Annotated in this window: 26 protein-coding genes, 2 pseudogenes and 1 CRISPR repeat array; of the genes and pseudogenes, 16 read left to right on the top strand and 12 right to left on the bottom strand. The window is 71.2% G+C overall.

From position 1 onward, the window contains the following. Positions 1-305: 305 nt before the first annotated feature. Positions 306-884 carry a hypothetical protein gene (locus ACIOGZ_RS24485; RefSeq protein ID WP_400987263.1) on the top strand — a complete coding sequence of 193 codons (579 nt, stop codon included), beginning with the start codon at positions 306-308 and terminating at the stop codon, positions 882-884. Here ACIOGZ_RS24485 and cutA read toward each other — a convergent pair. The 7 genes from cutA to ACIOGZ_RS24450 all read right to left on the bottom strand — a co-directional run bounded on the left by cutA (position 832) and on the right by ACIOGZ_RS24450 (position 7,036). Continuing rightward, positions 832-1,155, bottom strand: a complete 324-nt coding sequence (cutA, locus tag ACIOGZ_RS24480; RefSeq protein ID WP_363629948.1) for a divalent-cation tolerance protein CutA — start codon at positions 1,153-1,155, stop codon at positions 832-834. The genes ACIOGZ_RS24485 and cutA overlap by 53 nt on opposite strands. Positions 1,156-1,444: 289 nt before the next feature. Continuing rightward, positions 1,445-2,083: a CRISPR direct-repeat array (repeat unit 29 nt; unit sequence ATCGGCCCCGCGCTCGCGGGGATTGCTCC). Positions 2,084-2,464: 381 nt separating this feature from the next. Continuing rightward, positions 2,465-2,905, bottom strand: coding sequence for a hypothetical protein (locus tag ACIOGZ_RS24475; RefSeq protein ID WP_363583341.1), 441 nt, complete (start codon positions 2,903-2,905; stop codon positions 2,465-2,467). Then, on the bottom strand, positions 2,881-3,069 hold the full coding sequence (locus ACIOGZ_RS24470) for a hypothetical protein (protein ID WP_363583339.1): 189 nt from the start codon (positions 3,067-3,069) through the stop codon (positions 2,881-2,883). Before ACIOGZ_RS24470 ends, ACIOGZ_RS24475 begins: the two co-directional genes overlap by 25 nt. Then, positions 3,066-3,539, bottom strand: coding sequence for a hypothetical protein (locus tag ACIOGZ_RS24465; protein ID WP_400987260.1), 474 nt, complete (start codon positions 3,537-3,539; stop codon positions 3,066-3,068). Before ACIOGZ_RS24465 ends, ACIOGZ_RS24470 begins: the two co-directional genes overlap by 4 nt. A gap of 258 nt (positions 3,540-3,797) precedes the next feature. Beyond that, entirely contained in the window at positions 3,798-4,982 is a 1,185-nt protein-coding gene (locus ACIOGZ_RS24460) for a helix-turn-helix domain-containing protein (RefSeq protein ID WP_400987258.1), read from the bottom strand. Positions 4,983-5,080: 98 nt separating this feature from the next. Then, positions 5,081-5,713: an HAD family hydrolase gene (locus ACIOGZ_RS24455; protein WP_363583333.1), complete on the bottom strand. Its 633-nt coding sequence runs from the start codon at positions 5,711-5,713 to the stop codon at positions 5,081-5,083. Positions 5,714-6,127: 414 nt separating this feature from the next. Next, positions 6,128-7,036: a helix-turn-helix transcriptional regulator gene (locus ACIOGZ_RS24450; RefSeq protein ID WP_363583331.1), complete on the bottom strand. Its 909-nt coding sequence runs from the start codon at positions 7,034-7,036 to the stop codon at positions 6,128-6,130. A gap of 222 nt (positions 7,037-7,258) precedes the next feature. Here ACIOGZ_RS24450 and ACIOGZ_RS24445 point away from each other — a divergent pair, with 222 nt between their 5' ends. From ACIOGZ_RS24445 to ACIOGZ_RS24435, 3 genes are all read left to right on the top strand, one after another. Next, the gene (locus tag ACIOGZ_RS24445; protein WP_363583526.1) at positions 7,259-8,176 is read left to right on the top strand and encodes an MBL fold metallo-hydrolase; all 918 of its coding nucleotides are present in this window, start codon (positions 7,259-7,261) and stop codon (positions 8,174-8,176) included. A gap of 104 nt (positions 8,177-8,280) precedes the next feature. Next, entirely contained in the window at positions 8,281-9,720 is a 1,440-nt protein-coding gene (locus ACIOGZ_RS24440; protein WP_400987256.1) for a carboxylesterase/lipase family protein, read from the top strand. Between the two features lie 123 nt (positions 9,721-9,843). Next, positions 9,844-10,173, top strand: a complete 330-nt coding sequence (locus tag ACIOGZ_RS24435; protein ID WP_400987253.1) for a deoxyxylulose-5-phosphate synthase — start codon at positions 9,844-9,846, stop codon at positions 10,171-10,173. A gap of 129 nt (positions 10,174-10,302) precedes the next feature. On the opposite strand, the gene ACIOGZ_RS24430 is transcribed toward ACIOGZ_RS24435, so the two are convergent. Beyond that, complete coding sequence (locus ACIOGZ_RS24430; protein WP_400987251.1) at positions 10,303-10,965, bottom strand: GDSL-type esterase/lipase family protein; 663 nt, start codon at positions 10,963-10,965, stop codon at positions 10,303-10,305. Positions 10,966-11,381: 416 nt separating this feature from the next. Here ACIOGZ_RS24430 and ACIOGZ_RS24425 point away from each other — a divergent pair, with 416 nt between their 5' ends. From ACIOGZ_RS24425 to ACIOGZ_RS24405, 5 genes are all read left to right on the top strand, one after another. Then, positions 11,382-12,392 carry an ABC transporter ATP-binding protein gene (locus ACIOGZ_RS24425; protein WP_400987249.1) on the top strand — a complete coding sequence of 337 codons (1,011 nt, stop codon included), beginning with the start codon at positions 11,382-11,384 and terminating at the stop codon, positions 12,390-12,392. A gap of 62 nt (positions 12,393-12,454) precedes the next feature. Then, entirely contained in the window at positions 12,455-13,723 is a 1,269-nt protein-coding gene (locus ACIOGZ_RS24420) for an ABC transporter substrate-binding protein (protein ID WP_400987247.1), read from the top strand. Between the two features lie 62 nt (positions 13,724-13,785). Continuing rightward, positions 13,786-14,640 (top strand): ABC transporter permease, encoded by an 855-nt coding sequence (locus tag ACIOGZ_RS24415; RefSeq protein ID WP_363630080.1) that lies wholly within the window; start codon positions 13,786-13,788, stop codon positions 14,638-14,640. A gap of 13 nt (positions 14,641-14,653) precedes the next feature. Beyond that, positions 14,654-15,469, top strand: a complete 816-nt coding sequence (locus tag ACIOGZ_RS24410; protein WP_363583321.1) for an ABC transporter permease — start codon at positions 14,654-14,656, stop codon at positions 15,467-15,469. A gap of 177 nt (positions 15,470-15,646) precedes the next feature. Further along, positions 15,647-16,546: an LLM class F420-dependent oxidoreductase gene (locus tag ACIOGZ_RS24405; RefSeq protein WP_363629932.1), complete on the top strand. Its 900-nt coding sequence runs from the start codon at positions 15,647-15,649 to the stop codon at positions 16,544-16,546. Positions 16,547-16,852: 306 nt separating this feature from the next. On the opposite strand, the gene ACIOGZ_RS24400 is transcribed toward ACIOGZ_RS24405, so the two are convergent. Beyond that, positions 16,853-18,907 carry a transglycosylase domain-containing protein gene (locus ACIOGZ_RS24400; protein ID WP_400987245.1) on the bottom strand — a complete coding sequence of 685 codons (2,055 nt, stop codon included), beginning with the start codon at positions 18,905-18,907 and terminating at the stop codon, positions 16,853-16,855. A gap of 513 nt (positions 18,908-19,420) precedes the next feature. On the opposite strand from ACIOGZ_RS24400, the gene ACIOGZ_RS24395 reads away from it, so the two are divergent. The 3 genes from ACIOGZ_RS24395 to ACIOGZ_RS24385 all read left to right on the top strand — a co-directional run bounded on the left by ACIOGZ_RS24395 (position 19,421) and on the right by ACIOGZ_RS24385 (position 22,170). Continuing rightward, complete coding sequence (locus ACIOGZ_RS24395; RefSeq protein WP_030918248.1) at positions 19,421-19,624, top strand: cold-shock protein; 204 nt, start codon at positions 19,421-19,423, stop codon at positions 19,622-19,624. A gap of 371 nt (positions 19,625-19,995) precedes the next feature. Continuing rightward, positions 19,996-21,567, top strand: a complete 1,572-nt coding sequence (locus ACIOGZ_RS24390; protein ID WP_400987243.1) for a DEAD/DEAH box helicase — start codon at positions 19,996-19,998, stop codon at positions 21,565-21,567. Positions 21,568-21,789: 222 nt separating this feature from the next. Further along, a complete protein-coding gene (locus ACIOGZ_RS24385) occupies positions 21,790-22,170 on the top strand; it encodes a CBS domain-containing protein (protein WP_363583313.1) in 381 nt (126 codons plus the stop codon). Here ACIOGZ_RS24385 and ACIOGZ_RS24380 read toward each other — a convergent pair. Continuing rightward, positions 22,160-22,408 (bottom strand): annotated as a pseudogene (locus ACIOGZ_RS24380) (TetR family transcriptional regulator); the annotation flags it as partial. The gene ACIOGZ_RS24385 and the pseudogene ACIOGZ_RS24380 overlap by 11 nt on opposite strands. Before the next feature lie 5 nt (positions 22,409-22,413). Between ACIOGZ_RS24380 and ACIOGZ_RS24375 the strand changes: the two are divergent. Continuing rightward, positions 22,414-22,857 (top strand): annotated as a pseudogene (locus ACIOGZ_RS24375) (amidase family protein); the annotation flags it as partial. A 47-nt stretch (positions 22,858-22,904) separates the two neighbouring features. On the opposite strand, the gene ACIOGZ_RS24370 reads toward ACIOGZ_RS24375, so the two are convergent. Then, a complete protein-coding gene (locus ACIOGZ_RS24370) occupies positions 22,905-23,798 on the bottom strand; it encodes an NADP-dependent oxidoreductase (RefSeq protein ID WP_400987409.1) in 894 nt (297 codons plus the stop codon). Positions 23,799-23,877: 79 nt separating this feature from the next. Between ACIOGZ_RS24370 and ACIOGZ_RS24365 the strand changes: the two genes are divergently transcribed. Further along, a complete protein-coding gene (locus ACIOGZ_RS24365; protein ID WP_400987241.1) occupies positions 23,878-24,465 on the top strand; it encodes a TetR/AcrR family transcriptional regulator in 588 nt (195 codons plus the stop codon). A 139-nt stretch (positions 24,466-24,604) separates the two neighbouring features. Next, positions 24,605-25,045 (top strand): hypothetical protein, encoded by a 441-nt coding sequence (locus ACIOGZ_RS24360; RefSeq protein WP_363629924.1) that lies wholly within the window; start codon positions 24,605-24,607, stop codon positions 25,043-25,045. Positions 25,046-25,082: 37 nt separating this feature from the next. Here ACIOGZ_RS24360 and ACIOGZ_RS24355 read toward each other — a convergent pair whose 3' ends face one another. Continuing rightward, positions 25,083-25,388, bottom strand: coding sequence for a hypothetical protein (locus tag ACIOGZ_RS24355; RefSeq protein WP_363583303.1), 306 nt, complete (start codon positions 25,386-25,388; stop codon positions 25,083-25,085). A gap of 324 nt (positions 25,389-25,712) precedes the next feature. Here ACIOGZ_RS24355 and ACIOGZ_RS24350 point away from each other — a divergent pair, with 324 nt between their 5' ends. Continuing rightward, positions 25,713-26,453, top strand: a complete 741-nt coding sequence (locus tag ACIOGZ_RS24350; protein WP_363583301.1) for a hypothetical protein — start codon at positions 25,713-25,715, stop codon at positions 26,451-26,453. Positions 26,454-26,777 lie beyond the last annotated feature (324 nt).

Below are 26,777 nucleotides of genomic sequence, written 5' to 3'. Positions count from 1 at the left end.
TTCGACAGTTCGGGGACGAGGAACACATCCCGGCTCGACTGCTCGCCGCGCACCTGTCCACGCATATCGACCACATCACTGCGGTCCTGCCGAACGCAGTCACCCACCGGGGCGCGCTCACCATCGCCGCTGGAGAGACCGCGGCTCTGGCCGGATGGACCTATTGGGACCTCGGCGACTACTCGCGCGCCGGTCACTACTACCGGACGGCTCGACTCGCGGCCGACCGCGCCGGACACGGCCCGCTGCATGCCCTCGCCCTGGGCTACGCCTCGTACGGGGTGGATGCAGCAACGGCTCGGCAGATGCTCGCCGCTGCACAGGAGAATGTCCGGGGCCGAGGCCTGGAAGCGGCCCGGGCCTGGCTCGCCGCACGGGAAGCCGAGGAGGCCGCAGCGGACGACGACAGGGAGTCGGCACTGCGTGCACTGGACCGCGCCCGGACTGCCTTCGACTACGCGGAGCCCGACACCGCTCCGGCCTGGTTTTCCTTCTTCGGCGAAGCACGCCTCAGCTCAATGACGGTGGCGACCTACGCCAAGCTGCGACACCGAGACCTCGGCGCGGCCGCAGACCAGACCCTGGCCGACCCGGGCGAAGACGACCGGAAGATCAGGGTCGCAGTGCTCGGAGACGTCGCGGCCGGCTACCTCACGGCGGGCGCCGTCGACCAGGCCGTCGAGATCGGCCGCCGCGCCCTCGCCGCCACGCTCGAAGCCCAGACGACCATGGGTCGAGTACGGCTGTCCGCACTGGCCGACCAACTCCCGGCATCGCCGGCGGCCCAGGCCTTTCGAGACGAGATCCGGGCCTCCTTGGAGCAACTGCCGATCAGCTTCGCGTCTCTGCGGCCACCCAGTCCAGGTAGGCGGCGGATCCAGTGATCACCGGCACCCCGACGACCTCCGGCGTGTCGTAGGAGTGCAGCTCAACGATGCGCGCGGACAGCCGATCAGCCAGGTTCGCCCGGGACTTGAAGTCGATCCGCCACTCGGCGGAGTCCTGCACCCTGCCGTCCCACCAGTAGACGGACTGGACGCGGTAGACCTGCGCACACGCGGCCAGGCGGTCACGGATCACCGCCGAGGCGAGCTCACGGGCCTTCGTCTCGTCGTCATGGGTCGTCGTCACCACAACGAAGTCACCGGTCGTCATACCGTGACGGTACCCGGCATCAACCGCCGCCCCCACTCTGCCCGGCAGACCTACCCCACAACGCGCCCAGCCAGCCCCTGACCTCGGGCGGATACCACTGCCAACGGTCCTCAAGCATCGTCTCAACCTCCACGTACGAGTACGCTTCGAGAGCGTAGGCCACGACACCGACAACCAGCCCTGGGACAAGGAGAGATGGCAACAACGCATCGGCTGTTCGACGAGCCCTCTACCAATCGAACTGAATCAATCAGGCCCCTCGCCCGCTAATCACCGCAGGTCAGGAAGTATCGGCCCCGCGCTCGCGGGGATTGCTCCGATGCGATTGCCGTCCGCTCGACCAGAGCGTTATCGGCCCCGCGCTCGCGGGGATTGCTCCACCGGTGCCCGACTGGCACGGCTGCACAAGAAATCGGCCCCGCGCTCGCGGGGATTGCTCCCACTTCTCTCGGATGACCTCGCGGAGGGTGGCATCGGCCCCGCGCTCGCGGGGATTGCTCCGAGGAATCTCGGACTTCACGGTTCGCCGCGCGATCGGCCCCGCGCTCGCGGGGATTGCTCCTTGCCGTACAGCGAGGCTGACCTCAGCCGCATATCGGCCCCGCGCTCGCGGGGATTGCTCCACCGGTCGCGGTCGCGGCCGAGGCCCGGATCGATCGACCCCGCGCTCGCGGGGATTGCTCCTCCAGCTCCTCCGGGCTGAGGGTCTCCAGCTCATCGGCCCCGCGCTCGCGGGGATTGCTCCGCCACCCGCCGGGCTCCGGTTACGGGCCGGCTATCGGCCCCACGCTCGCGGGGATTGCTCCGAGACCGCGGGCATGCTCGCCTCCCGGGCCCGATCGGCCCCGCGCTCGCGGGGATTGCTCCGCGCAGTCATGGAAACCGCGTTCGGGACGGGCATCGGCCCCGCGCTCGCGGGGATTGCTCTTGGTGTGCCACTCTGGCGCCTGTTCCACGGGTAAGCCCTGGCCGGTCGCACCGCCGTACGGCCGGCCAGGGAGTCACTTCTCGGGGTTCGGCGGCGGGTCGTTCGGCGGGGGCGGGGTCTTCGGGGCGGCCGGCGGTGACTTCGGCCCACCGATCCCGCCCGAGCCACCGCTGGGGTCCTTCTGCGGGTTCATCTCGTCCTCCTCAACCTCCGGTACCGCCGGGATATCGTCCGGCGGCATGGTGGGGCGCTTGTGTACCCGGGTCGGGCCTCGGGAGCCGCGGCCCTTCTCTTGCCACCGGCCCTGTGCGTTTGGGGGTACTGTGCCGCCCATCGCGTCCTCCTCCTGCTGGGGGTCACCATCGTGACGTGGCCAGTGGCCTAGCTGCCGAACGTCCCGCCAATCCCGGTGGGACGGGCGCACGACATGCAGAGGACCCGGGAGTGCAGTACGACCCAGACCCGCATGAGGTCCTCCACCCCGCCGTACGGGGGCGGCGCCCCGGCCGGGGCGCCGCAGGACGCGCAGGTGCGGTAGGCCCGCGCCTGCGCGAAGCAGGTCAGGCAGATCATGCGGGTTGGGACCTCGGCCTGAAGGGCGCACGGCTGTGGGCCGGTGAGGTGCCGGCAGACCTGCAGCGTGCCGTCGTCGATGGCACGGCCCATGGCCGCGATGGAGGTCTGCACCCAGGCTGGGGCCGCCCCGATGTCGACGGCCGGGCCCCTACGTACGCCTGCCACAGTGAGCAGTTGGTCGATATCGGCGCTCGCCGCAGTGAGCTGGTCGTCGATGGCGGTCAGCGCCGGGTCTTGGTCCTGCACAGCGCAACCTTCGGGGCGTCCAGGGGCGGGCAGTGCTCGACCTCGGCCATGTACGGGGTGAGGGCCCGCAGGACGCGGCCGGCCACCTCGCGCCCGCAGACGGTACACAGACCCCGTTCGATCCGGTCCTCGGCCGCGACCGGTGTACCGCCGACGGCGCTCACTCGGCGGTCCGTCGGGCCGGACCGGTCTGGTAGTTCGCGTTCTGCACCTTTCGGCGGATCCACTCGTGGGCGGCGGACTCGGAGGACAACCAATCGGTGGCCGGGTAGCCGGTCACCAGGTCCAGGACGACCCACTGATCAGGGCGGCCCGCCGGTCGCTCCACCCGCTCCGGGCGGTAGCGGGCCGCAACGCGCTGCCGGCAGGTCAGCCCGTCGCCGCACGACACCCGCGCGATCACGAGGCTGCCGTCGTTCAGGCTGACCGTGACGTCGATGATCTCGTCGCCGTTCATTCTGTGTTCCAGCTCGCTCGCGCTGCGGCTGCCAAACAGCCGCTTCATCGCCCACATCTGGAGGCTGTCCATCGGCAGCTCGCGTACCGTCAGCCACAGGATGTCCAGTGCCTGCAGTGCCGGCGCGGTGACCGGCTCCAAGTGGCCGTCCACCGAGACCGTGAGTTCGTCGGTCAACATGCCGTCTCCTTGCACTTCGGGTGAGCCGCGACCGGCCAGCCGAGCGGCGCCGTGGTCGGGCCAGTCGACGTGTAGACGTGACCAGCCGCTACCAGAGGCGGTTCGGGCGAGCCACAGTCGATACACGCTTCTCCGTGGAGTCGAGCGGGGCTTATTGACCCCGGTTCGACAACCTGTGGCGTCGGTGTCCCTGTCACGCCTCTAAGCGTCCCTGTCGGGCACCCCCGGAAGTGCCACAACCTGTGGCACCCCCTTTTACAGAGCCCTGGCCCACCGAGCGAAAGCGAGCAGTTGCTCGTCCCGGCCGCGCGACAGCCGAACCATCGTGGCCAACTCCGTCCGCACCTGACCGTGTTCGCGAACGTGTTGCGGGGCGATTTGCCTCGCGACCAGCAGTGATTCCTTCGCGTGCTGCGGTTGCCCGAGGAGCATCTGGGCCCGGCCGAGGTCGATGTAGTAGTGCGACCGGCGCTCAGCTGGCAGTTCGCGCGGTGGTGCCCAGCGGGCCGCCGCCACCACCGCGTCCTGGAGATCCTTCGGCTTGCCCAGCTCCACGGCCACCGAAAGCCGGTGGACCTCCAGGCTGTCAGGCCCGACCGCCGTACCGTCGTAGAGCCGCTCCCGCACCCGGCTGGCCAGCGCCTCGGCGTCTCGCAGGTGCTCACGCGCTTCGTCCGCGCGCCGCATACGGCCGGCAGCAACCGCCGCGCGCATGTGCAGGGCGGCAGCAGCCGCAGCGAGCGGCTCCGTCGTCGGGGCTGGCATCCGGTCGACGGCGGTCCGAAGCAACCGCAAGCCAGGGCCGAGCTGGCCGACAGAGAAGAACGTCTCCATACGTACGTACGCCGCGGCGGCTTCGAGGGCGGGATCAGCGGCGATCGATGCCGCCCATCTCATCAGCTCGGTCAGTCGGCCCGAGAGGTCGCCGTAGCCGTACTTATAGGCCACCGCGTCCGCCGACCTGATCGCCAGCGCGAGGAGGCGGGCGGCCCGTTCGCGGTCAGTTCCCCGAGCCTGGTCCACTGCGCGGAACAACTCGCTGAGCAACTGCGGCATCTGTTCGGCGAGATGTGCGTACCGCGACTGCACGCGGTCCTCGACTGCCCGTTCGACGTCGGCCGCGAGTAGCGGCAGCGACCGGACCGGGCCGTCCTCCGGCAGGTCGTACGCGGCGATCGCGCGCTGCAGGGTGGGGATGGCGTCGTGCACCCGGCTGTCGGTACGACCGGGGCCGTCCAGCAGATCCTCCGGAGTGCGGTCGAGAGCACGGGCCAGTGCCTCCAGGATTCCGTCACCCGGGGACCGCTCGCCGCCTTCGACCTTGCGGATCGTGCTGTACGAGACGCCGGACAACGTCTCCAGCTGTCGACGCGTCAACCCGCTGGCCAGGCGGGCGGTTTCGATTCGCTGACCGAGTGCGGTGGCGGTGGTTACGGGCATAGTGTGGCTCCGTTCCGTGGTCGCACTCGGAACGGTACCGGCGCTTGTACGGCGTCGGGCGGATTCGCCCCGGCGGTCACGCCGCCGGGGCGGTCCTGCTACTGGCCGACCAGCACCTCGGCCAGTTCGGTCAGCGAGTTCACGGTCCAGTCCGCAGTGGGCGCGGTCGACGTGAGCCCGATCGGACCGCGGCGAAGGTGCGCGGCTCGGAGGCCGGCAGCCTGGGCAGGTGTCACGTCGTTCGTCGGATGGTCGCCGATGTACACGATCTCGTGAGGTTCACCAGGCGCCCACGCCGTCACCCGAGCGAAGAAGCCGGGGTTCGGCTTGGACACCCCCCACTCGCCGGACGTGGCGATCGCATCGGCCGGCAGGTCGAGGTCGTACAGCAGCTCGGTCACCGCGGCGTTCTGGTTGCCGGCGATCCCGACCCACAGCCCCGCTTCCCGGAGTCGGGCCAGCGCCGGACGGACGTCCGGGTAGAGGTCGGCCTCGTCAAGGTAGTCGCCCTGGCCAACTGCCTGCCGGGCGCGCCACTCGGCGGCCACGTCCACACCCGGGCGTACGATGCGGATCGCGTCGGCATTGTCCCGACCTTGAGCCAGTACGGCCCCGACCAGGGCCGACATCGTGTGCGTGGGAACGTGAAGCCAGCGGGCCCAGCCGCCCCAGTACCGGGTATCGCTGGTCAGGGTCTCGCCGATGTCGAACACCACAGAGCGGATGGGCATGGACCGAGCCTACGCCCGACCCGGTCATCGGCCCCGCGCTCGCGGGGATTGCTCCAGCCCGATCGCCGGGTACTGCACCACCGAAGGATCGGCCCCGCGCTGGCGGGAATTGCTCAACTCTGTTCACGGTCGGCGTCCGCGTGGGGTCATCGGCTTCCCAGTGGTGCCTCTTACTGCCGATGAGGGCGGTCGCTGGCGAGTTCCTGCCACGGGTCGTAGGAGGCCTTCGGGTCCTTGCGCTCCTTCGAGGTCCGCTTGGTGCCCTTGGCCTTGTGCGGGCTCTTGCGGGCCTGTGTCTGCCTGGCCGTGTCGGTGCTGGCGGTTGGGGAAGACCGCGAGCCCTGCTGCGTCCCGCGTAGCAGGGGCCGAGGCGGCGCCGTTACAACGGGCCCGGCTACCGTAGCGCTGCCCTGCCTACGTCTGCCGACGCGGCTCCTCGGCAGCGCCCGCGCCGCACGCGTGCGGTGCCCAACTGGCGGCCGCGTGGCGGAGGAGGGTGAGGGCCTGCTCGGAGGGGGAGTTGGCGGGGGTGGTGCACACGATGAGCGCCTGGTCTGGTGAGCGAGCGATGGACAGGGTCTGCTGGGTCACCGTGACCGTGCCGACGACGGGGTGGTGCAGCTCGTAGGAGGAGGCGTCGCACGGCACTACGCGGTGGTCTGCCCACAGGGCGACGAACTCCGGGCTTTTCATGGTCAGTTCGCCGATCAACTCCGCGAGCAGCGCGTCCTCCGGATGTCTGCCGACGGCGATGCGCAGGTTGCCGACCACCGCGCGCGCCTTGCGTTCCCAGTCCGCGTACAGCTCCCGGCAGTGCAGGTCGAGGAAGAGCATCCGGCTCATGTTCGGGCGTCGGGCCGGGTCGTCCGGGCTGAGGACGTCGAGGTGGCCGGCCAGCAGGGCGTGTCCGAGGGTGTTCCAGGCCAGGACGTCGGTGCGGCGGCCGAGCACGATCGCGGGGACGCCGTCGACGGCGCGGAGGAGGTCCCGGGTTTCGGCGGCGAGCTTCTCGGGCCGTGGGCGGCGTGGCCGGGGCGTGTGGCGGGCGGTGTCGGCGAGCCGGTCGAGGTGGGCGCGTTCGTGGGTGTCGAGCAGGAGGGCGCCGGCGATGGCGTCGAGCACCTCGGCGGAGGCCCCGCGGGACAGGCCCTGTTCCAGCCGGGTGTAGTAGGAGACGCTGACGCCCGCGAGTTGGGCGAGTTCTTCGCGCCGGAGCCCGGCCACCCGTCTGCGGGGCCCGAGGTCGCGCAGGCCGACGTCCTCGGGCCGCAGCTGCGCCCGCCGGGCTTGGAGGAAGGCGCCGAGTGGGCCTGGTCCGTTCATCGCCCCAGTATTCGACGGGCCGCCCGGTCCCTGCCACACCCTGCGAGGGGTAGGACAAGCCGGGAGTGGCTGGTGCCCGTCCGGGTGTCAAGGATCGGTCTCAGTCGGCCGCCGATTCGGCCGCGTATCCCGGACCCGAGGACGGACCGCATGGATCAGGACATGAACCAGAACATCGATCACGACATGGATCAGCGCATGGGCCAGCACATGGATCAGCACATGGGCCAGGACCCCGAACAGATCACCCTGGGCGACGTCACCGTCACCCGCGTCAAGGAGTTCTACGGCTCGGCCGGGCTGGCGCCGGGCCAGTTCTTCCCGGACAGCCCCGACGGCTCGTGGGACGAGCACCGCGACTGGCTGGTGCCCGACTTCTGGGACCCGGAGACGGACGAGTGCCGTACGGCGATCCAGTCCTGGCTGCTGCGCAGCGAGGGGCGCACGATCCTCGTGGACACCGGCGTGGGCAACCACAAGGACCGCCCTTACGCGCCGGTGTGGAGCCGCCTGGACACCGGCTACCTCGACAACCTCGCCGCTGCCGGCGTGCGGCCCGAGGACGTCGACGTCGTGGTCAACACCCATCTGCACGTCGATCACGTGGGCTGGAACACCCGCCTCGACGGCCGGGACTGGGTGCCGACCTTCCCGAACGCCACGTATCTGATGCCCCGGCGGGACTTCGAGTTCTGGGACCCGGCCAACGGGCACAGGAGCGTGTTCGGCCGGGGGAACCAGAACGTGTTCGAGGACAGCGTCGCGCCGGTCCACGCGGCGGGGCTGACGCACCTGTGGGAGGGGACGTACCGGATCGACGGGAACCTGCGGCTCGATCTCGCTCCCGGGCACACTCCCGGCTCGTCCGTGCTCACCCTGGAGTCCGGCGGCGACCAGGCCTTGTTCGTCGGGGATCTGGTGCACACCGCGTTGCAGATCGCGGAGCCGGAGACCAATTCCTGTTTCTGCGAGGACCCGGCGGAGTCCCGCGCGACCCGGCGCAAGCTGCTCGGCCGCGCCGCCGAGAACAACGCGCTCGTCCTCCCGGCGCACTTCGGCGGCCGGGGGGCGATGGAGGTCGCGCGCAGCGGGTCGAAGTTCGCGGTCAAGGAGTGGGCGGGTTTCTCCCGGATCTCCTGATCTCCCGATCTCCCGACGTCCCGACGTCCCGACGTCCCGACGTCCCGTCCGAAGCTCCCCCGATCGATGTCCCCTTCGCTCCCTTCCAGAGAGGAAGTCATCCCGTGCCCCGACAGGCAGATCCGGTCGTCGAAACCCCGGCGGGCGCCGTGCGCGGCGTCCGCGACGAGTCCGGTGAGCGCTTCCGCGCCCTCCCGTACGCGGCGGCGCCGGTCGGTGCCGGCCGGTTCGCCGCGCCCGTGCCGCACCCGGGCTGGCCGGGTGTCCGTGACGGCGGCAGGCCCTCGCCGACCGCCCCCCAGCCGGCCCGGGACTTCGGCCGGCTCGACATGAGCCCCTACTTCGGGCCGGGCTGGGTGCCCGGCGAGGAGTACCTGACCGTCGACGTCCACACGCCGGCCGCCGACGGGGGCGGGCGCCCCGTCATGGTCTTCGTGCACGGCGGCGGGTTCGTCACCGGCTCGAACCGCGCGGCGCTCTACGGCGGCGGCGCGTTCGCCCGCGACGGCGTCGTCCTGGTGACGGTGAACTACCGTCTCGGCGTGCCGGGGTTCCTGGAGCTGGCGGGTGCTCCGGCCAACCGCGGGCTGCTCGACGTGCTCGCCGCGCTCAGGTGGGTGCGGGGCTCGGTGGCGGCCTTCGGTGGCGACCCGGGGAACGTCACGGTCTTCGGCCAGTCCGCGGGCGCCACGCTCGTCGGTGCGCTGCTCGCGACTCCGGCGGCCGCCGGTCTGTTCCGGCGGGCGATCGTCCAGAGCGGCAACGGCTGCGGCGCGTTCACCCCGGAGCAGGCGCAGCGGGTCACCGCCGCGGTGGCGGCCTCGCTGGGCGTCGAGCCGACCGTGGAGGCGTTCGCCCTGGTCCCGGACGAGCGTTTCGTGGCGGTCCTGCCCGCGCTGGCCGGCCTGGATCTGCGGACCGGCACCGCTTCGGACCCACTGGCCGGGCTCAGCCCGTTCAGCCTGGTCCTGCCGGCGCAGCCCGCCGACGCCCTCGCCGACGGCCCGGCCGCCGACGTCGATCTGCTCATCGGCACCAACACCGAGGAGGGGCACCTCTACGTCGTCCCGCAGGGCGGTCTGGAGTCCACCACGGACGCCGACGTGCTAGCCGTCGCCGCCTGGGTGCACGCGGACCCGGAGGCCGCCCTCGCCGCGCACCGCGCGGCCCGGCCGGGCGCGACACCGGGCGAGCTGCGCTCCGCCGTGCTCGGGCGGGCCCTGTTCGAGGCCGGTACGGCGCGTCTGGCACAGGCCCACGCCCGGATCTCGGGCGGCCGTACGCACCGCTACTCGTTCGGGTACCGCTCGACGGCTCTGGGCGGGCGGCTCGGCGCCGCCCACACGGTCGAACTGCCCTTCGTGTTCGACGTCGCCGACGAACCGTGGCTGCACGGGGACACCGGGCTGCTCGGCCCCGACCCCGCCCCGGCGGGGCTCGCAGCCCGGGTCCACGGTGCCTGGGTCGCGTTCGCCGGCACCGGGGACCCGGGCTGGGGCGCCTACGACCTGCGGCGACCCGTGGCGGAGGCCTTCGGCGGCTGAGCGCCGCCAGCGACAGCCGGGGACCGCGGGGACCGCCAGGAACCGCCCGAGACATGGCTCCCCTGAGGCCGGACAGGAGGAAATCCGGTCGGCTCGACGGCCGCCGACGCATAGTCTGGCCTCATGGCCCATGCAAGGACCTCGTACGTCTGTCTGCCCTGCCGGGCCTCGTACAAGCAGCCCTACCCCGGGACGCGCGAACGGCGCTGCCCGCGTTGCAGCGAGGCTCTGATCCACGTCGGGTCCGCCTTCGCGGCACCGCGTCGACGGGACGCCGCCGGTTGGCGGACGCTCTCCGTGCTGCTGCACGCGGGGGTCCGATTCCACAAGGGCTGCTGCGGTGGCCCCGGCTACCGGCCACGCACGCTCGGCGAGGTGCGCGAACGGATGGCACACGCCCGGCTCACCGGGGAGCCTGCTGCCCGTGTGCTGGTGCGCCGCGAGCTTCCCTGACGAAGCTGTCCCGCACGGGCATTCAGGTCTGGGCGAGCAACGGCGTTCCTCCCTGGCTCTGGTGAGGCCGGCCTGGAGCCCTTGGATCTCCCCGCGACCGCCGCTGTCGCGGGTGGTCGCGGGGCGCGGTCAGGCGACCAGGCGCAGCCAGGCTGCCGCGAGTGCGGCGTGGCCGGCGGGCGTCGGGTGGACGCCGTCCTCGGACCAGTGCTCCGGGCCGGCCGCGGCGGCGAGTTCGGCGAACATGCCGTCGGCGGCGAGCAGGTGCGCGCCGTAGGTGCGGGCGAGTTGGCGCACGGCCTGGATCTTGGGGTCCAGGTCGGTGCGCCATTGCCGTCGTTCTTCCGCTCCGATGAGGGCGGCGCCGGCCTCGATGACGTCGTGGATCGGCAGGAGGAACGGCTCGATGAGGATCAGCTGTGCGCCCGCCTCGGCGAGGGGCGCGAGCAGGCGGTCGTAGCCCGCTTCGAACTCCTCCGCGGGGATCACGCGCCCCTCCGGGTCCAGCGTGTGCCAGCCCATGTCGTTGACTCCGACGAGGATCGACACCACGTCCGGTCGGGCGTCGAGCACGTCGGTCTGCCAGCGGGCTTCGAGGTTCATCACCTTGTCGCCCGCGTTCCCGGTGTTCAGCCAGGTCACGGGCCGGTCCGGGTGCCGGAGTCCCCACTCTCCCGCGACGCGCAGCGGGTAGCCGTAGCCGAGGCCGTCTTCGCTCTGCTGCCGTTGGCAGTCGGTGATCGAGTCGCCGGTGAACATCACGGTGCTTCCCGGTCGGATGGTGATCGTCATGTGCGCTCCTTGGACGTGGGCGTGGACGTGAATTCGGCTGATGTGAACGTGAATTCGGGTGAGGAGGGGCAAGGCCGGACCTCTCGAAGGTGTCGGACCTCGCCGTCATCGGGCTGACAATCACCGGCACGCCACCGTCATCGCGCTGACGGCCCCCGAGGCCGGTGGGCCGCCGCCACCCGGGCCGGTGGCTTTTCTGCTTCAGTCGAAGATTCAGAGGATTCAGCAGTCGCGGATCCGACAGCAGAGACCGCGAGACCGAGGTGCGGATGACGTCCAGCCCAGTTCCCAGTCCGTCCGCCGGTTCCTTCCCGAGCCCGCCGGAGCGTACGTCGGGCCGTTCGTCGGGCCGCTCGGCCGGCCGTCCGCCCGCGCCCGGTGCGGTCGCGTTGTCCGGGGTCAGCAAGGCGTTCGGCGTGGTCAGCGCTGTGGACGGGATCGATCTGGAGATCAGGCCGGGCGAGTTCTTCTCGATGCTCGGGCCGTCCGGGTCGGGCAAGACCACGGTACTGCGCATGATCGCGGGCTTCGAGGCGCCGAGCGCCGGCCGGGTGCTGCTGGGCGGGGTCGACGTCACCGGATTGCCCGCGTTCGACCGCGACGTCAACACGGTGTTCCAGGATTACGCCCTCTTTCCGCATCTGTCGGTGTGGCAGAACGTCGAGTACGGGCTGAAGGTCAAGCGGGTGCCGCGGGCGGAGCGGGCCGCACGGGTGGCCGAGGCGCTGGCGAGCGTGCAGTTGCCCTCCTTCGGTGACCGGCGCCCCGCCGAACTGTCCGGCGGGCAGCGCCAGCGGGTCGCGCTGGCCCGGGCGCTGGTCAACCGCCCGTCCGTACTGCTGCTCGACGAGCCGCTCGGCGCCCTCGACCTGAAGCTCCGGCTGGAGATGCAGCTCGAACTCCAGCAGATCCAACGCGAGGCCGGGATCACCTTCGTCCTCGTCACCCACGACCAGGACGAGGCGCTCACGATGAGCGACCGGATCGCGGTCCTCAACGCCGGCCGGATCGAGCAGGTCGGCACTCCCGCCGAGGTGTACGAGCGACCGGCCACCGCGTTCGTGGCGGGCTTCGTCGGCACCTCGAACCTGCTCCGGGGCGCCTGCGCCGAGCAGGTCTTCGGCCGGCCCGGGACGTACTCGGTGCGCCCCGAGAAGATCCGCATCGCCCGTCCGGACGACCTGACGGGGCCCGACGAGTACGGCGTCACCGGGACGATCGGCGAGGTCGTCTACGCCGGCGCGCAGACCCGCTTCCTGGTCGACCTGGCGGCGGGCGGGCGGCTGGTGGCCGTCCGGCAGAACCACGACGGCTCCGGTCTCGACAACTCCGGTACCGACGCCTCCGGTGCCGACGTCTCCCGCCACCGGGGGGCGAGCGTCCTCCTGGCCTGGCGGCGACAGCACACCGTCCGTATCAACCCTTGACCCGCGTCAACTCCTGACCCTCAACCCTTGACGAACAACCCTTGACGAAAGCGATCGAGTTCATGAGCACCACACGCCCCCTACGCCGCCGGACCCTGCTTCGCCGCCCCGTCCGCCGCCACCCCGTCCGCCGCCGCCCCCTGAGCGCCCTGGCGGCCGCGACCGCCCTGCTGCTGACCGCAGCGTGCGCGTCGAACTCCGGTGGCGGCGGCGGCACGGGCAGCGGGTTCACCGCACCGGACATCCCCGCGCAGAAGTCCCTCGGTCCGGGCGAGGGCACCGTCAACATCGTCGCCTGGGCCGGCTACGTCGAGTACGGGCAGGACAACAAGGCCGTCGACTGGGTCACCCCGTTCATCCGGCAGACCGGCTGCAAGGTGAACCTGAAGGTGGCGGGCACCTCGGACGAGATGGTCGCGCTGATGAAGACCGGCCAGTACGACACCGTCTCGGCTTCCGGCGACGCGACGCTGCGCCTGATCGCGGGTGGCGACGTCGCGCCGGTCAATACCGCGCTCGTCCCCAACTACGCCGATGTCTATCCCGGGTTGAAGAACCGCCCGTGGAACTCGGTCAAGGACGTGCCGTACGGAATCCCGCACGGGCGCGGCGCCAACCTGCTGATGTACAACACCGACAAGGTCACCCCCGCGCCGACCTCCTGGGGTGCGGTCTTCACCCCGGACTCGCCCTACGCCGGGCACCTCACCGCGTACGACAGCCCGATCTACATCGCCGATGCCGCGCTGTACCTGATGAGGACCAAGCCCGAGCTCGGCATCAGGAACCCCTACGCCCTCACCTCCTCCCAACTGGACGCCGCGGTGGCGCTGCTCAAGGTCCAGAAGAAGCAGGTCGGTTCCTACTGGAGCGACTACACCAAGGAGCAGGCGGCGTTCGACTCCGGCGACGCCCTGATCGGCACCACCTGGGAGGTGATCCAGCGGGCGGTCGCCGCCGAGGGCAGGGTGAGGACGCAGGCGATCCTGCCCGTCGAGGGTTCCACCGGCTGGTCCGACACCTGGATGGTCTCGTCGCACGCCCAGCACCCCAACTGCGCCTACGCGTGGATGGACTACATCGTCTCGCCGTCGGCCAACGCGCAGGTCGCCGAGTACTTCGGCGAGGCCCCGGCCAACTCGAAGGCCTGCGCGCAGATCACCGACAACCCGGGCTTCTGCGCCGACTACCACGCCACCGACGAGAACTGGTGGAAGGACGTCTACTACTGGACGACGCCCACCGCGCAGTGCGCCGACGGCAGCGGCCGCGACGACTGCACCGCGTACGCCCAGTGGGTCACCGCCTGGAACGGGATCAAGAGCTCGTGAGCGCCCCCGCCGCGGCACGCACCCCGGCGCACACCGACGCGCGCACTCCGACGCGCACCCCGATGCGCCGGTTGGCCGGGCTGCTGGACCGGCGCCCCGGTCTGCGGCTCGCGGCGCTGCTGGCGGCGCCGATGACCTGGCTGGTGCTGGCGTACCTCGGCTCGCTGGCGGTCCTCCTGCTGTCCGCGTTCTGGAGCACCAACGCGTTCACCTCCGCCGTCGAACAGCGCTGGACCGTCGACAACTTCCGGTCGCTGCTGACCGATCCGCAGTACCGGACGGTCGCCGTGCGCACGCTGGGCATCGCGGTGTCGGTGACGGTGATCGACGCGGTGGCCGCCCTCCCGATGGCCTTCTTCATCGCCCGGGTGGCCCGGCCAGGGAGCCGGCGCCTGCTGCTGGTGGCGGTGCTGACGCCGCTGTGGGCCGGCTACCTGGTCAAGGCCTACGCCTGGTGGGTGATGCTCAGCCACGGCGGTGCCCTGGACTGGGTCGCCGCCCCCTTCGGCGGGCACTCCCCCGGTTTCGGCGTTCCGGCGGTGGTCATGGTGCTCGCGTACCTGTGGCTGCCCTACATGGTGCTGCCGCTGTGCACCGCGTTCGGGCAGCTGCCCGACAGCCTGCTCGCCGCGGCGGCGGACCTCGGCGCCGGCCCCTGGCGGACCCTGCGCACGGTGGTACTGCCGCTGGCCAGGCCGGCGCTCATCGCCGGGTCGGTCTTCACCTTCTCGCTGAGCCTGGGCGACTACCTGACGGTGCAGATCGTCGGCGGCACCACGTCCATGCTCGGCAACGTCATCGCGTCCAACGTGACGCTGAACCTGCCCCTGGCGGCCGCGGTGTCCTGCGTCCCGGTGCTGCTGATCGTGGGCTACCTGCTCGCCGTGCGCCGCACCGGCGCGCTGGACAGTCTGTGAGGCCGAGGCCCTGATGCAACTCTCCCGCGGTGCCCGGATCCTGCTCCGGACGGCGACGGCCCTGGGGTTCGCCGTCATCTACGCCCCGCTGCTGCTGGTCCTGGTGAACTCCTTCAACGCCTCGCGCTCCTTCGCCTGGCCGCCGTCCGGCTTCAGCACCCGCTGGTGGACGGCCGCCTGGCAGGAGACCGGGCTGCGCGAGGCGCTGGCCACGTCGCTGAAGGCCGGGCTCGGCGCGACCGCGGTGGCGCTGGTCCTGGGCACCATGGCGGCCTTCGCCGCGACCCGGTACCGGTTCTTCGGCCGGCAGTCGGTCTCCTTCCTGCTGATCCTGCCGATCGCCCTGCCCGGCATCGTCACCGGCATCGCGCTCAACGCCGCGTTCCGCACCGTGCTGACCCCGCTCGGGGTGGGCTTCGGCCTGTTCACCGTGGTCGTCGGGCACGCCACCTTCTGCATCGTGGTGGTGTTCAACAACGTGTCGGCGCGGCTGCGGCGCATCGCGCCGTCGGTCGAGGAGGCGTCGGCGGACCTCGGGGCGGACACCTTCCAGACCTTCTGGTACGTCACGCTGCCGGCCGTGCGCAGCGCGCTGCTCGCCGGGGCGCTGCTGGCCTTCGCGCTCTCCTTCGACGAGATCGTGGTGACCACCTTCACCGCGGGCCCCGGCACCCGGACGCTGCCGCTGTGGATCTTCGAGAATCTGGCCCGGCCCAACCAGGGCCCGGTGGTGGACGTCGTGGCCTCGGTGCTGATCGTCCTGGCGGTCGTGCCGGTCTACCTGGCGCAGCGCCTGTCCGGCGAGCCGCTGGAGGGGCGCGGCCTCTGAGTCGGCACCGCCGAGGAGAGGCGCCGTTGACATCGTCGTATCCTGGATTACGCAGGCTGCCTGCGGGTGTCGGAGGCCCTCCCCCGACGGCCACCGGCCCTGTTCACCGTGTCACGGCGCTGTTCGCGCTTCCGCGGCAGCGTGCACGTCTTCGAGACGAAGCGCTCAGGAGTGACCATGCTGACTGGCATCAGGTTCCCCTCGCAGGAGATCGGTTCGGATCGTGCGGTCATCCGCGATTGGGCCCTGCAAGCGGCCGGGACCGGCTTCTCCTACCTCGTGGTGAACGACCACGTGGTGGGGGTGGACCCGGACTCGCGGCCCGACTACGGCGCCCGGTTCCCGGGCGGCGCGCAACGGACGGCGGCGGCCTACTCGATCAACACCGCGTTCCACGAGCCGCTCACCACCATCGCCCATCTCTCGGCCCTCTGCCCGGACCTCGGCTTCTCCACCGGCGTCCTGGTCTGCCCACAGCGGCAGACGGCGCTCGTCGCCAAGCAGGCCGCACAGGCCGACATCCTCAGCGGCGGCCGGCTGCGGCTCGGGATCGGCGTGGGCTGGAACCCGGTCGAGTACGAGGCGATGGGCGCCGACTTCCGGACGCGCGGACGGCGGATCGAGGAACAGGTGTCGCTTCTCCGGGCCCTGTGGACCCGTCAGATCGTCGACTTCGAAGGCGACTTCGACCGCGTCGTCGGTGTGGGCCTCGAACCGCGGCCGCTCCAGCAACCGATCCCGATCTGGATGGGCGGGTGGAGCGACATCGTGTTGGACCGCATCGGACGGATGGCCGACGGCTGGTACCACGGAGGCGAGTTCAAGCCGGACGTCCCCCAGAAGATCGAGGCGATCGCCACCGCCGCCGAGCGAGCCGGTCGCCGGGCCGACGACATCGGAGTGGAGGGCGCGGTCGAACTCCGGTACGGCCTCGAAGGGATCGAGGAGCGGGCCCGGAGGTGGGCGGAGGCGGGCGCCACACACCTGGTCGTCGACCCCATGCACGCCGGGTACCACGGCGGCGAGCACCTCGACCACCTGGCCCGGATCGCCCAGAGGCTGCCGCTCCGGGCCTGAGCTCACGGATTCCGGCGAGCCCCGGGCCTGAGCTCACGGATTCCGGCGAGCCCCGGGCCTGAGCTCACGGATTCCGGCGAGCCTCGGGCCTGAGCTCACGGATTCCGGCGCCATCGACGGGGCACGGGCGACAGAACGGCATCCGGAAGCTGGACCGGTGCCGCTACGACCCGTTCGGCCCCTGCGGGCGGGCGACGCCGCCACGCGGGCGCGCGGCCACCCGCCGGGAGGCGGCCGTGGGGGTCGCCGCCGGGTGCCGGGGCCGCGCCGGATTCCGGCGGCGCGGCCCCGCTCAGAACGAGCACGCTACGGCAGCTGCACCGGGGTGAAGGTGCCGGCCGGGGTGTCGGCGAGGGCGCCGTTCATGGCGTCGCGCCAGATCGGGCCGGCCAGGGTGCCGCCGAAGGCCTGGCCCACGACGGTGCCGCCGATGCGCTGGCCGTCCAGGGGCTTGGGGTTGTCGGTGTCGCTGACGACGGTGGCCCCGGCCATCTCGGGGGTGTAGCCGACGAACCAGACCTGGCGGCTCGCGTCGGTGGTCCCGGTCTTGCCGGCGCTGTCGCGGCTGCTGAGGCCGGCGGTCTGGCCGGTGCCGTCCTCGACGACGCCCTTGAGCATGGCGGTGACGGTGTCGGCGGTCGTGTTCGACATCACGGCGGAGCAGTTCGCCTGCGGCACCGCGAGCTGCTTGCCGTCGGGGCCGGTCACCGAGGCGATGGCGGTCGGCGCGCAGTAGGTGCCGTGGGCGGCGAAGGCCGCGTAGACGCCGGCCATCTCCAGCGGGGTCAGGTCGTTGCTGCCGAGCGTCATCGACGGGACGACCTGGAGCTTCTCACCGCCCGCCTGCTGGGTGATGCCGAGCTCGTTGGTCATCCGAGCGACGTTGCAGAGCCCGGCGTCGCCCTCCAGCTTGGCGAAGTAGGTGTTGACCGACTGTGCCATGGCCGTCTTCATGTCGAACTGGCCGGTGAGGCTCTGGCTGTCGTTGTGCACCTGCCCGGCCGAGCGGAACCGGCCGCCGGAGCAGTCCGTCATCGCCGGCCACGGGATGCTGTAGTCGGTGGTGTAGCTCTGGCTCGGCGAGATGCCGTTCTCCAGGGCCGCCGCGGCGACGATCGGTTTGAACGTCGAGCCGGTCGGGAAGCCGAGCCCGCCACCCATGGCCTTGCCGACGTTGTAGTTGATCTGGGTCTGGTGCTGCTTGCCGTCGACGCCGTACGGGCGGCTCTGGCCCATCGCGAGGATCTTGCCGGTGCCCGGCTCGACGATGCTCATCGCGGTCGCGGCCTGGTCGCCGGCGTTCACGTGGGCGGTGACGGAGGCGTAGAGCGAGGCCTGGGCCTTGGGGTCGAGCGTGGTGTGGATCTGGAGGCCGCCGCGCTTCCACACCGCCTGCCGTTCGGCCGCCGACTTGCCGAAGGCCGGATCGGTGAGCACCGTCTGGCGCACGTAGTCGCAGAAGAAGCCCTCGCCCTGCTTGGCCAGGATGCAGCCCTGCTGCGGCGCCTGGACGTTGAGCCCGAGCGGGGTCGCGATGGCCTGCTGGGCCTGCTCCTCGGTGATGTGCCCGTACTCGGCCATCTTGCGCAGCACGGTGTCGCGCCGGTCCTTCGCCGCGGTCGGGTTGACCGTCGGGTCGTAGCCGGTGGGCGACTGCACCAGGCCGGCGAGCAGCGCGGCCTGCGGCAAGGTGAGGTCCTTGGCGTGCACGCCGAAGTAGCGCCGCGCTGCCGACTCGATGCCGTAGGCCTTCTCCCCGAAGAAGGTGATGTTCAGGTAGTTGGTGAGGATCTGGTCCTTGCTCAGGGTCTCCTCGACCTTGATCGCGTACTTCAGTTCCTGGATCTTGCGGCCGATCGTCTGGCGCTGTGCCTCGGCCACCTTCTGCGGGTCGTCGCCCGCCTCGTCGACGAAGACGTTCTTCACGTACTGCTGGGTCAGGGTGGACGCGCCCTGCGCGGTGCCGCCGGAGGTGGCGTTCTTGTCCAGGGCGCGCAGCACGCCCTTGAGGTCGATCGCGCCGTGCTCGTAGAAGCGGTTGTCCTCGATGTCGACGAGTGCGGTCTTCACCAGCGGGGACATCTGGTCCGCCGGGACGACGGTGCGGTCGCGGTCGTACACGGTGGCGATCGTGCCGCCCTGCGCGTCGAGGATCGTCGAGGCCTGTGAGAGCGCCGGGGTCTTGAAGTCGTCGGGCAGGCTCTGGAAGTCGTCGGCCGCCGACTGGGCGCCGAGCCCAACGGCCGCCACCGCGGGCAGGGCTATGCCCGCCGCCACGATCCCGGCGATCACGCTCACCCCGATCAGCCGCGTTCCGTGCCCCAGTTTCCGCATCTCCATCGCCTCCCGCTTCTCCGCCATGTCGTGCGCGACCCTACGGGCGCGTTATGAGGAACTCCTTGGGACGTGGGCCCCGCCGTGTCACAGCCGCGTGACAACCTGCCGCGCCACCGCCCCCGTGCTCCCGGCGCCGCCGGCAGACCCGGCCGCGCCTTGATCACCTGGACCCGGAGGTGCGAAGTCTCGGAACACCCCGTGCGGCTTGAGCGAACTCCCCGTAGCCCGTCATTCAGACGGCAGAATTGACACTTCCTGCCGTATGCGCCCGAGAGCGCAAGGGCGGTCTTTCCGAAGCCGGCGGCCCCCGGGGGGAGGCTCCCGCGAAACCCGGGGTGAAATATTCGCCCATGGCGGGCCGGAGCCTGCTAGAGTCGTTTTAGTTGCAGTAGTGGTTCCCATGAACTTTGTGTGCGCCTGCTGATGTTTCGCAGGCGCATTTTTGTTTCCCGGCTCTTCCCCGGGTGGGTGCTCATCGCGGCGACTCGGAGCCTGCATGGTGCGGGCTTCGGACAGCCCCTTGAAGGAGATTTTTTTATGGCTAATGGCACTGTGAAGTGGTTCAACGCGGAAAAGGGCTTCGGCTTCATCGAGCAGGAGGGTGGCGGCCCGGACGTCTTCGCCCACTACTCGAACATCAACGCCAACGGCTTCCGTGAGCTGCTCGAGGGCCAGAAGGTCGAGTTCGACGTCACGCAGGGTCAGAAGGGCCCGCAGGCCGAGAACATTCGTCCGCTGTAGTTTTTCTGCCACGGCACCCGCCTAGCAGCGAGGGGCCCGCACCGCGTACATGTTGCCCGGTGCGGGCCCCTCGGCATTTGCGTCACAACGCATTCCCGGCCGTTCAGGCCCCCTGGCTCCGCCACCGGCAGCCATCCCCACGCGAGACGCACAGCGCCGCGTCCGGATCGGCGCCCTGCCGTGACAGCTCACGGTTCGAGGTCGTTCGCTCCCACCCCTCTCGGTGAGCGCCGACCGTAGGTGACGTGCCGCACGGTTCTACCGTCCACGCCCCGCCCGTCACACTTCCGGCCCGTTCCCTTGCGGTCTCCGTCGGCGCCCCGCGCCACGGGGCCTTCCTCGTGACGCGCCGCCCTGAGGAAGGTTTCCACGTGAACCGCTCCAGTCGCTCCTCGTACCAGAACGCCAACTCCCGCTCCGCCGCCGGCTCCCGCTCCGGCTCCCGCTCAGGCTCCGGTTCCGGCTCCCGCTCCGGCGGCAGCTCCTTCTACGGCTCCCGTCCGGCCGGCGGCCGGCGCCCCTCCGATCGGGGCCGCCGCCAGGACTCCTCCCCGCAGGGCGAGTTCGCGATGCCGGTGAGCACCACCCCGGCGCTGCCGGCCGTCGAGTCCTTCGACGAACTGGACATGCCCGCGGCCCTGTTGAAGACGCTGACCCGCCAGGGCGTCACCTCGCCGTTCCCCATCCAGGCCGCGACGCTGCCGAACTCGCTGGCCGGCCGCGACGTCCTCGGCCGGGGCCGCACCGGCTCCGGCAAGACCATCGCCTTCGGTCTCGCCGTCCTGGCCCGCACCGCCGGGCAGCGGGCCGAACCCCGCCGCCCGCTGGCCCTGGTGCTGGTCCCGACCCGCGAGCTCGCGCAGCAGGTCACCGAGGCGCTCACCCCCTACGCGCACTCGGTGCGGCTGCGGATGGCGACCGTGGTCGGCGGGATGTCGATCGGCCGCCAGGCGCAGGTGCTGAACCGCGGGGCGGAGGTCGTGGTGGCCACCCCCGGCCGGCTCAAGGACCTGATCCAGCGCGGCGACTGCCAGCTGGACGGGGTCGGCGTCACCGTCCTCGACGAGGCCGACCAGATGGCCGACATGGGCTTCCTGCCCCAGGTCACCGAGCTCCTCGAACAGGTCGCCGAAGGCGGCCAGACCATGCTGTTCTCCGCCACCCTGGACCGCAACGTCGACCGCCTCGTGCGGCAGTTCCTGAACGACCCGGTCACCCACTCGGTGGACCCGTCCGCGGCGGCGGTCAGCACCATGGAGCACCACGTGCTGCACGTGCAGAACCACGACAAGAACACCACGATCGCCCACATCGCCTCCCGCGACGGCGGGGTGATCATGTTCACCGACACCCGGGACCGTGCCGACGCGCTGGTCGAGGACCTGCTCGCCAACGGGGTCAAGGCCGCGGCCCTGCACGGCGGCAAGTCCCAGCCCCAGCGCAACCGCACCCTGGAGCAGTTCCGCACCGGTCAGGTCACCGCGCTGATCGCCACCAACGTCGCCGCCCGGGGTATCCACATCGACGGCCTCGACCTCGTCGTCAACCTGGACCCGCCGAGCGACCACAAGGACTACCTCCACCGGGGCGGCCGCACCGCCCGGGCCGGCGAGTCCGGCACCGTCGTCACCCTCGTCCTGCCCAGCCAGCGCCGCCAGATGGCCCGCATGATGACCACCGCCGGCATCACCCCCGTCACCACCAGGGTCCTCGCCGGCGACGAGGACCTGACCCTCATCACCGGCGCCCGCGTCCCCACCGGCGTGCCCGTCGTCATCGCCGACCCCGTCGTCGAGCGTCCGCGCCGCAGCGCAGCCGCGAACCGCGGCCGCCGCGGACGCCCCGCCTCCACCGGCGGCGACACCCGCGCGGCCTCCGGCCGCGACAACCAGGGCTCCTCCGGCCGCCGCCGGGCGCCCAGGCGCGTCGCCCTCGCCGCGTAGCACCCCGACGCGGGCCCGACGCCCGGTGCGCACCGGGCCCGCGCGGCCCTCCCAGGCCCTCCCAGGCCCTCCGAGGCACGCCGGTTCCCGCGACCGCCGACCCCGGAAGCCGGAACCGGCCCTGCGGTCCGCTCCGACGCACGCCGCCAGCCCCCACTCGCCCCTCCGCCAGTGCCCCGATCACCGCCGACCCCGGCGGAAGCGACACGAAGGAGTCCGCCCATGACCATCGCCCTCGACCACCCCGCAAGCACCACCACGGTCGGCGACCTCATGAAAGGCCCGGAACTGCAGATCAGCGACGATGTCATGGTCGACACCGCGATGGACATCCTGCAGAGCTCCGGCACCGACCACCTGCTCGTCCGCGACGACGACGGCCGCTGCGCCGGGCTGCTGACCCGCCTGCACCTCGCGCCGTTCCAGGCCCGGTCCTGGTACACCGAGCGCACCCCGGTGCGCGACATCGTCCTCGACCGCGCCCCCTTCGCCACCACCGACATGCCCGCCACCGCGGCGGCCGCCGCCATGCGCTCCCGCGGCCTGGACGCGTGGCCGGTGGTGGACCACGACGGCCGCGTCATCGGCCTGCTCAGCCTCTAGACACGATCCCCTCGACGATCCTCATCAGGCGCTCCCCCGCCTGGTCGACACTTCCGTTCTGCGCGCAGACCTGCGCCCCTTCGAGCACGAAGGTGATCTCGGCCGCGGTCTGCGCCGGGTCGGGCAGCCGGGCCTCGGCGCACATGGCGACCAGCCTGCGCAGCTGGCGGGCCTTGTGCTCCTCGATCACCTGCCGTGCCGGGTCGGAGCGGTCGGGCAGTTCGGCGACGGACTTGATGCTCGCTGCGGATCGGCGTCCTCACCCAGGCGTGGGGAGGACGCCGGACCACCGCACCGGTGGCCGACGCCCTCTCCCGAACCGTGCGCCTGCTCGAATCCCTCGGACACCAGGTGGAGGAGGCCGAGGTCGACCTCGGGGGCGGCTGGGAGGAGTTCGTCCTGGCCAACGCCCGTCTGATGGCGGCGAATCTCACCGCCATGGTCGGCTGGATCGACCGCCTCCTCGACCGCTCGCCGTTCACCGCGGCGTTCAACGTGGCGGGCACGCCCGCCATGTCCGTACCGCTGACGGCCGACACCGAGACGGGACTGCCGATCGGCATGCAGTTCGCCGCCGGGTACGGCCGCGAAGGCCGCCTCTTCCGCCTCGCCGGACAACTCGAACAAGCGAGCCCGTGGTCGCACCGCACGCCCTCCGTGTGGGCGGGGAACGCCCCGGGCCGCTGACGAACGCCTCTGGGGGAACCGGGTCGTACGACTGCGCGGAAATCGGCTCAGACGAGCACGACCCGGCGCCCCCGCGTGTGGCCGGCGTGGCTGTCGATGTGCGCCGCCGCGGCCTCGGCGAGCGTGTACGACTTCTCGACCGGGATGTGGAGCCTGCCCCGCGCGATGAGGTCGACGGCCTCGGCGAGCGCCTCCGGCATGCTCCCGGCCACGCCGGAGAATCGGACGCCGAACTGCGGCGCCGAGAGATCGGCGATGGAGATCACCTTCTGCGGATCCCCCGTCAGCTCGACGAGTTCGCGGATCACGCCCGAACCGGCCAGGTCGAGCGCCGCGTCGACCTGGCCGAGTTGCCGCACCCGCTCGACCCAGCCCTCGCCGTACGTCGTGGCGGCGGCACCCAGGCTGCGCAGGTAGTCCTGGTTCGCGGCCCCGGCCGTGCCGATCACCGTGATGCCGCGGTCGCGGGCGATCTGCAGCACCGCCGAGCCGACTCCGCCGGAAGCGCCACTAGCCAGCAGCGTCTGCCCGGGCCGCACGCCGACCTGACGGATGATGCGCAGCGCGGTCTCCACCACGGAGGGATAGCCGGCCGCCTCTTCGAACGTCAGCCCTTCGGGCATCCGGGCCCAGGCCGACAGCACGGCGAACTCGGCGTAGGTGCTCAAGCCCTCGCCGAACACGTGGTCGCCGGCCTCGATCCCTTCGACGCCCTCGCCGACCTCGTCCACCACCCCCGAGGCGTCCTGCCCGACGCCGGAGGGCAACTCGGTCGGATGAGCCTGGAGGAACTGGCCTTCGCGGATCCTCCAGTCGACGGGGTTGACGCCCGCCGCCCGTACGGCGATGCGGATCTGACCGGGGCCCGGGTGGGGCCGCTCGGCGTCGACGAGCTGCAGAACGTCCGGCCCGCCGAACTCGGCGAAGCTCACCTTCTTCATGTTCTTCATGCGGCCGACCGTAGCACTAACGGTTAGCGTTTAGGAACTGTTCCACCTTCGTATCTGCTAGCGTGAGGGCATGACCGTGCCGCCCGGACGCCGCGAACGCAAGAAGGCCGCGACCCGCGAGAAGATCGCCGACACCGCCCTGCGGCTCTTCCTGGAACGCGGGTACGACGCGGTGGGAATCCGGGACGTGGCCGCCGAAGCCGACGTGGCCGTCACCACGCTCTTCTCCCACTTCGCCTCGAAAGAGGCCCTGGTGTTCGAGCGGGACGACGACTTCGAGCAACGCCTCACCCGGGCGGCCACCACCCGGGCGCCGCACGAGCCGCTCGTCCCCGCGCTGCGCCACGAGATCCACGCCCTGGTGCGCCATTGCACGGCGGACGCCGCCGCCCCGATCTGGCGCATGATCGAGGAATCACCCGCCCTGCGGGAGTACGAGGAGTCGATGAGGCTGCGCCACGCGGACTCGCTGGCCACGGCCATCGCCACCGACCTCGGCCTGCCGCAGACCACGACGGCCTGCCGGGCGATCGCGAGGTTCGCGATCGACGCCTACACGCTGGCCCGCGAGGCGGCCGATCCGGAGGCCGCGGTGGACGAGATCTTCCGGATGATCGAGGCGGCCTGGGAGGTCACCGGCCCTGCTCGACGCGCGTGAAACGTCTCGGAGCAGCCCCACAACCGCGCTGAAGGCCCCTTCGACAACTCGAAGGGGCCTTCGGAGGGGCCTTCTTGTCTGCAACACATCTACGGCGGTTATTTGTGTTCAGGATCCGGGGCTGCAAGGGTGTCGAACCATGAGGATCACGATCACCGTGGAGAATCCGACCCCCGAGGCGCTGGAGAAGCTGCTCGCCTTCGCCACCATGCCGGACGCCGTCGTGACGGCGCTGCCCGATGACCGCTGGACACCGGAGCGGGCCCGCTCGTACTACGACCGCCTGCCGCCCCGGGCGCAGCAGATCCTGCTTCAGGTCGTCGAAGGCGAAGGCGAGTGTGCCGCAGAGGAGCTCAAGGCGAACGGCCGCAGCCTGCGGGGATCCACCGGCGCGTTCCGCCGCGTCCTCTCCGAGGGCAAGCGGACCGGCCTCTGGCCGGACGCCCTGCCCGTGCCGCTGGTGTCCCACGTCGTCGGCGGGCAGCTCAAGAAGCTCGAAATGCCCGGATTCGGCACCGACCAGTACCCGCACTCGGCCTTCGAGGAGGGATTGCGTGACGCCCCGGCCCGCGATCGCTGATCGCCCGGGAAGCCACTCATGTACACACCCCCACCAGTCAGTTGTCGCTGTTGACGTTGGCGAGGGCGGCACTGTAGCCCGTGGGACAGTACAGGATGTCAGAGCCGTCGCCGGTGTGCCAGCGGCCGTTGACCGTCTGCCGGATGCCCTTGACGCTGTCGCTTTCACAGATCAGGACAAGTTGCCAGTGGTTCTTCGGGGCGCTGGTCTGGCAGTTGACGGAGCCCCAGTTCTGGCCCTGGTTGGTGACGCAGTAGGAGATCGCCGAGGCTGACGGCGCGGCGATCAGCCCCGCTCCCATGAGCAGTGCCGCCCCGGTGCCGATGGCTGCGATTCGACGCATGACCTTCTCCTTGCCGTAGATCCGACAGCATGTGCGGTCAGCATTCCGAAGATGTGAATGCGTGTATACATGAACAGCACAACTGGCCGAAACCGGACCCTTCCGCTTCGGTTCGGTGGCGCGTCGACCTGCAGTGCAGGTGAGGGCCTGCGGTGCAGATGAGGGTGCGGGGAGGGCGTAGCAGTCTGGTGACATAGCAGGGTCTGTTTCGTCGACTGCTCACACTAACTTCGTTCCTGTACACAGCCACGTTGCTCCTGTCCCCGCAGGAGGGGCCACAGGCAACTCGCTGTTCCTCACCCGTACTTCGCTCAGGAGCACCGCATGTCGACCTTAACGAACCGCCGCTCGTCCGCCGTCCGCACGCTGGCCGGTTCCGCCCTGGCGGCCGCCCTGCTGGTGTCCACCGCGACAGCTTGCTCCAGCCCGTCCCCCGCGAACCAGACCGCCGCGCCGGCCGCCACGCCCACCACGCCCAGCGCGCAGGGAACCACCCCACCGGCCGCTGCGCCCAGCGCTCCCACCCCTCCCGACGCCACCGCGCCGGCCAGCACGCCGGCCGCGCCCCCCGCGCCCGGCACCGCCCCACCGGCTGCCACGCCCACCGCGCGCCACACCACCACGCCGCCGGCCGCCCCGCCCAAGGGGACGTCCCCGGTCCGCACCCAGAAGCTGGTGGACGGCAGCACGGCCGAGATCCGCGCGACCGGCAACCAGAACTACGTCGCCAAGATCGTCAACAACGGTACGGAATACGGCACGCTGGAGACGCACGACTCCGACGCCGGGGTCGACTTCAACGACATGTTCATCGTGCTCTCGATGGACGGCACGGCCCACTCCTGGATGGGCGGCGGACACCAGGGGCCGGGCACGTTCAAGCTCGCGGGCGGCTGGACGGCCAAGGTCACGAAGATCGGCGAACTCCACTACCGCGCGCAGATCCTCGGCAACGACGGCGCGGTGAACGGCACGCTGGAGGCGAACCAGCAGGACGCCGGAGCCGTCGCCAACGGCGTGTACATGGTGCTCAGCACCGGCGGTGAGATCAGCGCCAACATGTGAACATGACAAGGTCGTGCTATGAATGCCCAGGAACCCGCCGGCGGGCCGCTGGCGGAAACCTCCTGGACCGCCCGGCCAGCCGAACGAGTGAAGCCGGAGGCGGCCGCTCCCCGCGCGGCCCCGCCGCCCACGCCGGCGTCAGCAGCAGGCTCGCAGCCTGCCTGACGACCGCACTCGAACAGGCTCTGGCCGCCCGTGCGCTGGGCTCCGCCGCCCTGCCGACCGCCGTTGAGACCGGAATCGGTTGTTGGCCCCTGACCCGTCGATCGGTGCTGGTGGAGGATCCCGCAGGAATCGATGGTTGGCCCAGTTCGGAACTGATAG

Origin of the sequence: Kitasatospora sp. NPDC088160, assembly GCF_044741445.1 — a bacterium.
Classification (GTDB): domain Bacteria; phylum Actinomycetota; class Actinomycetes; order Streptomycetales; family Streptomycetaceae; genus Kitasatospora.
Note: the sequence above shows the minus strand (reverse complement) of the source record. Positions and strands in the feature narration are given on the sequence as shown.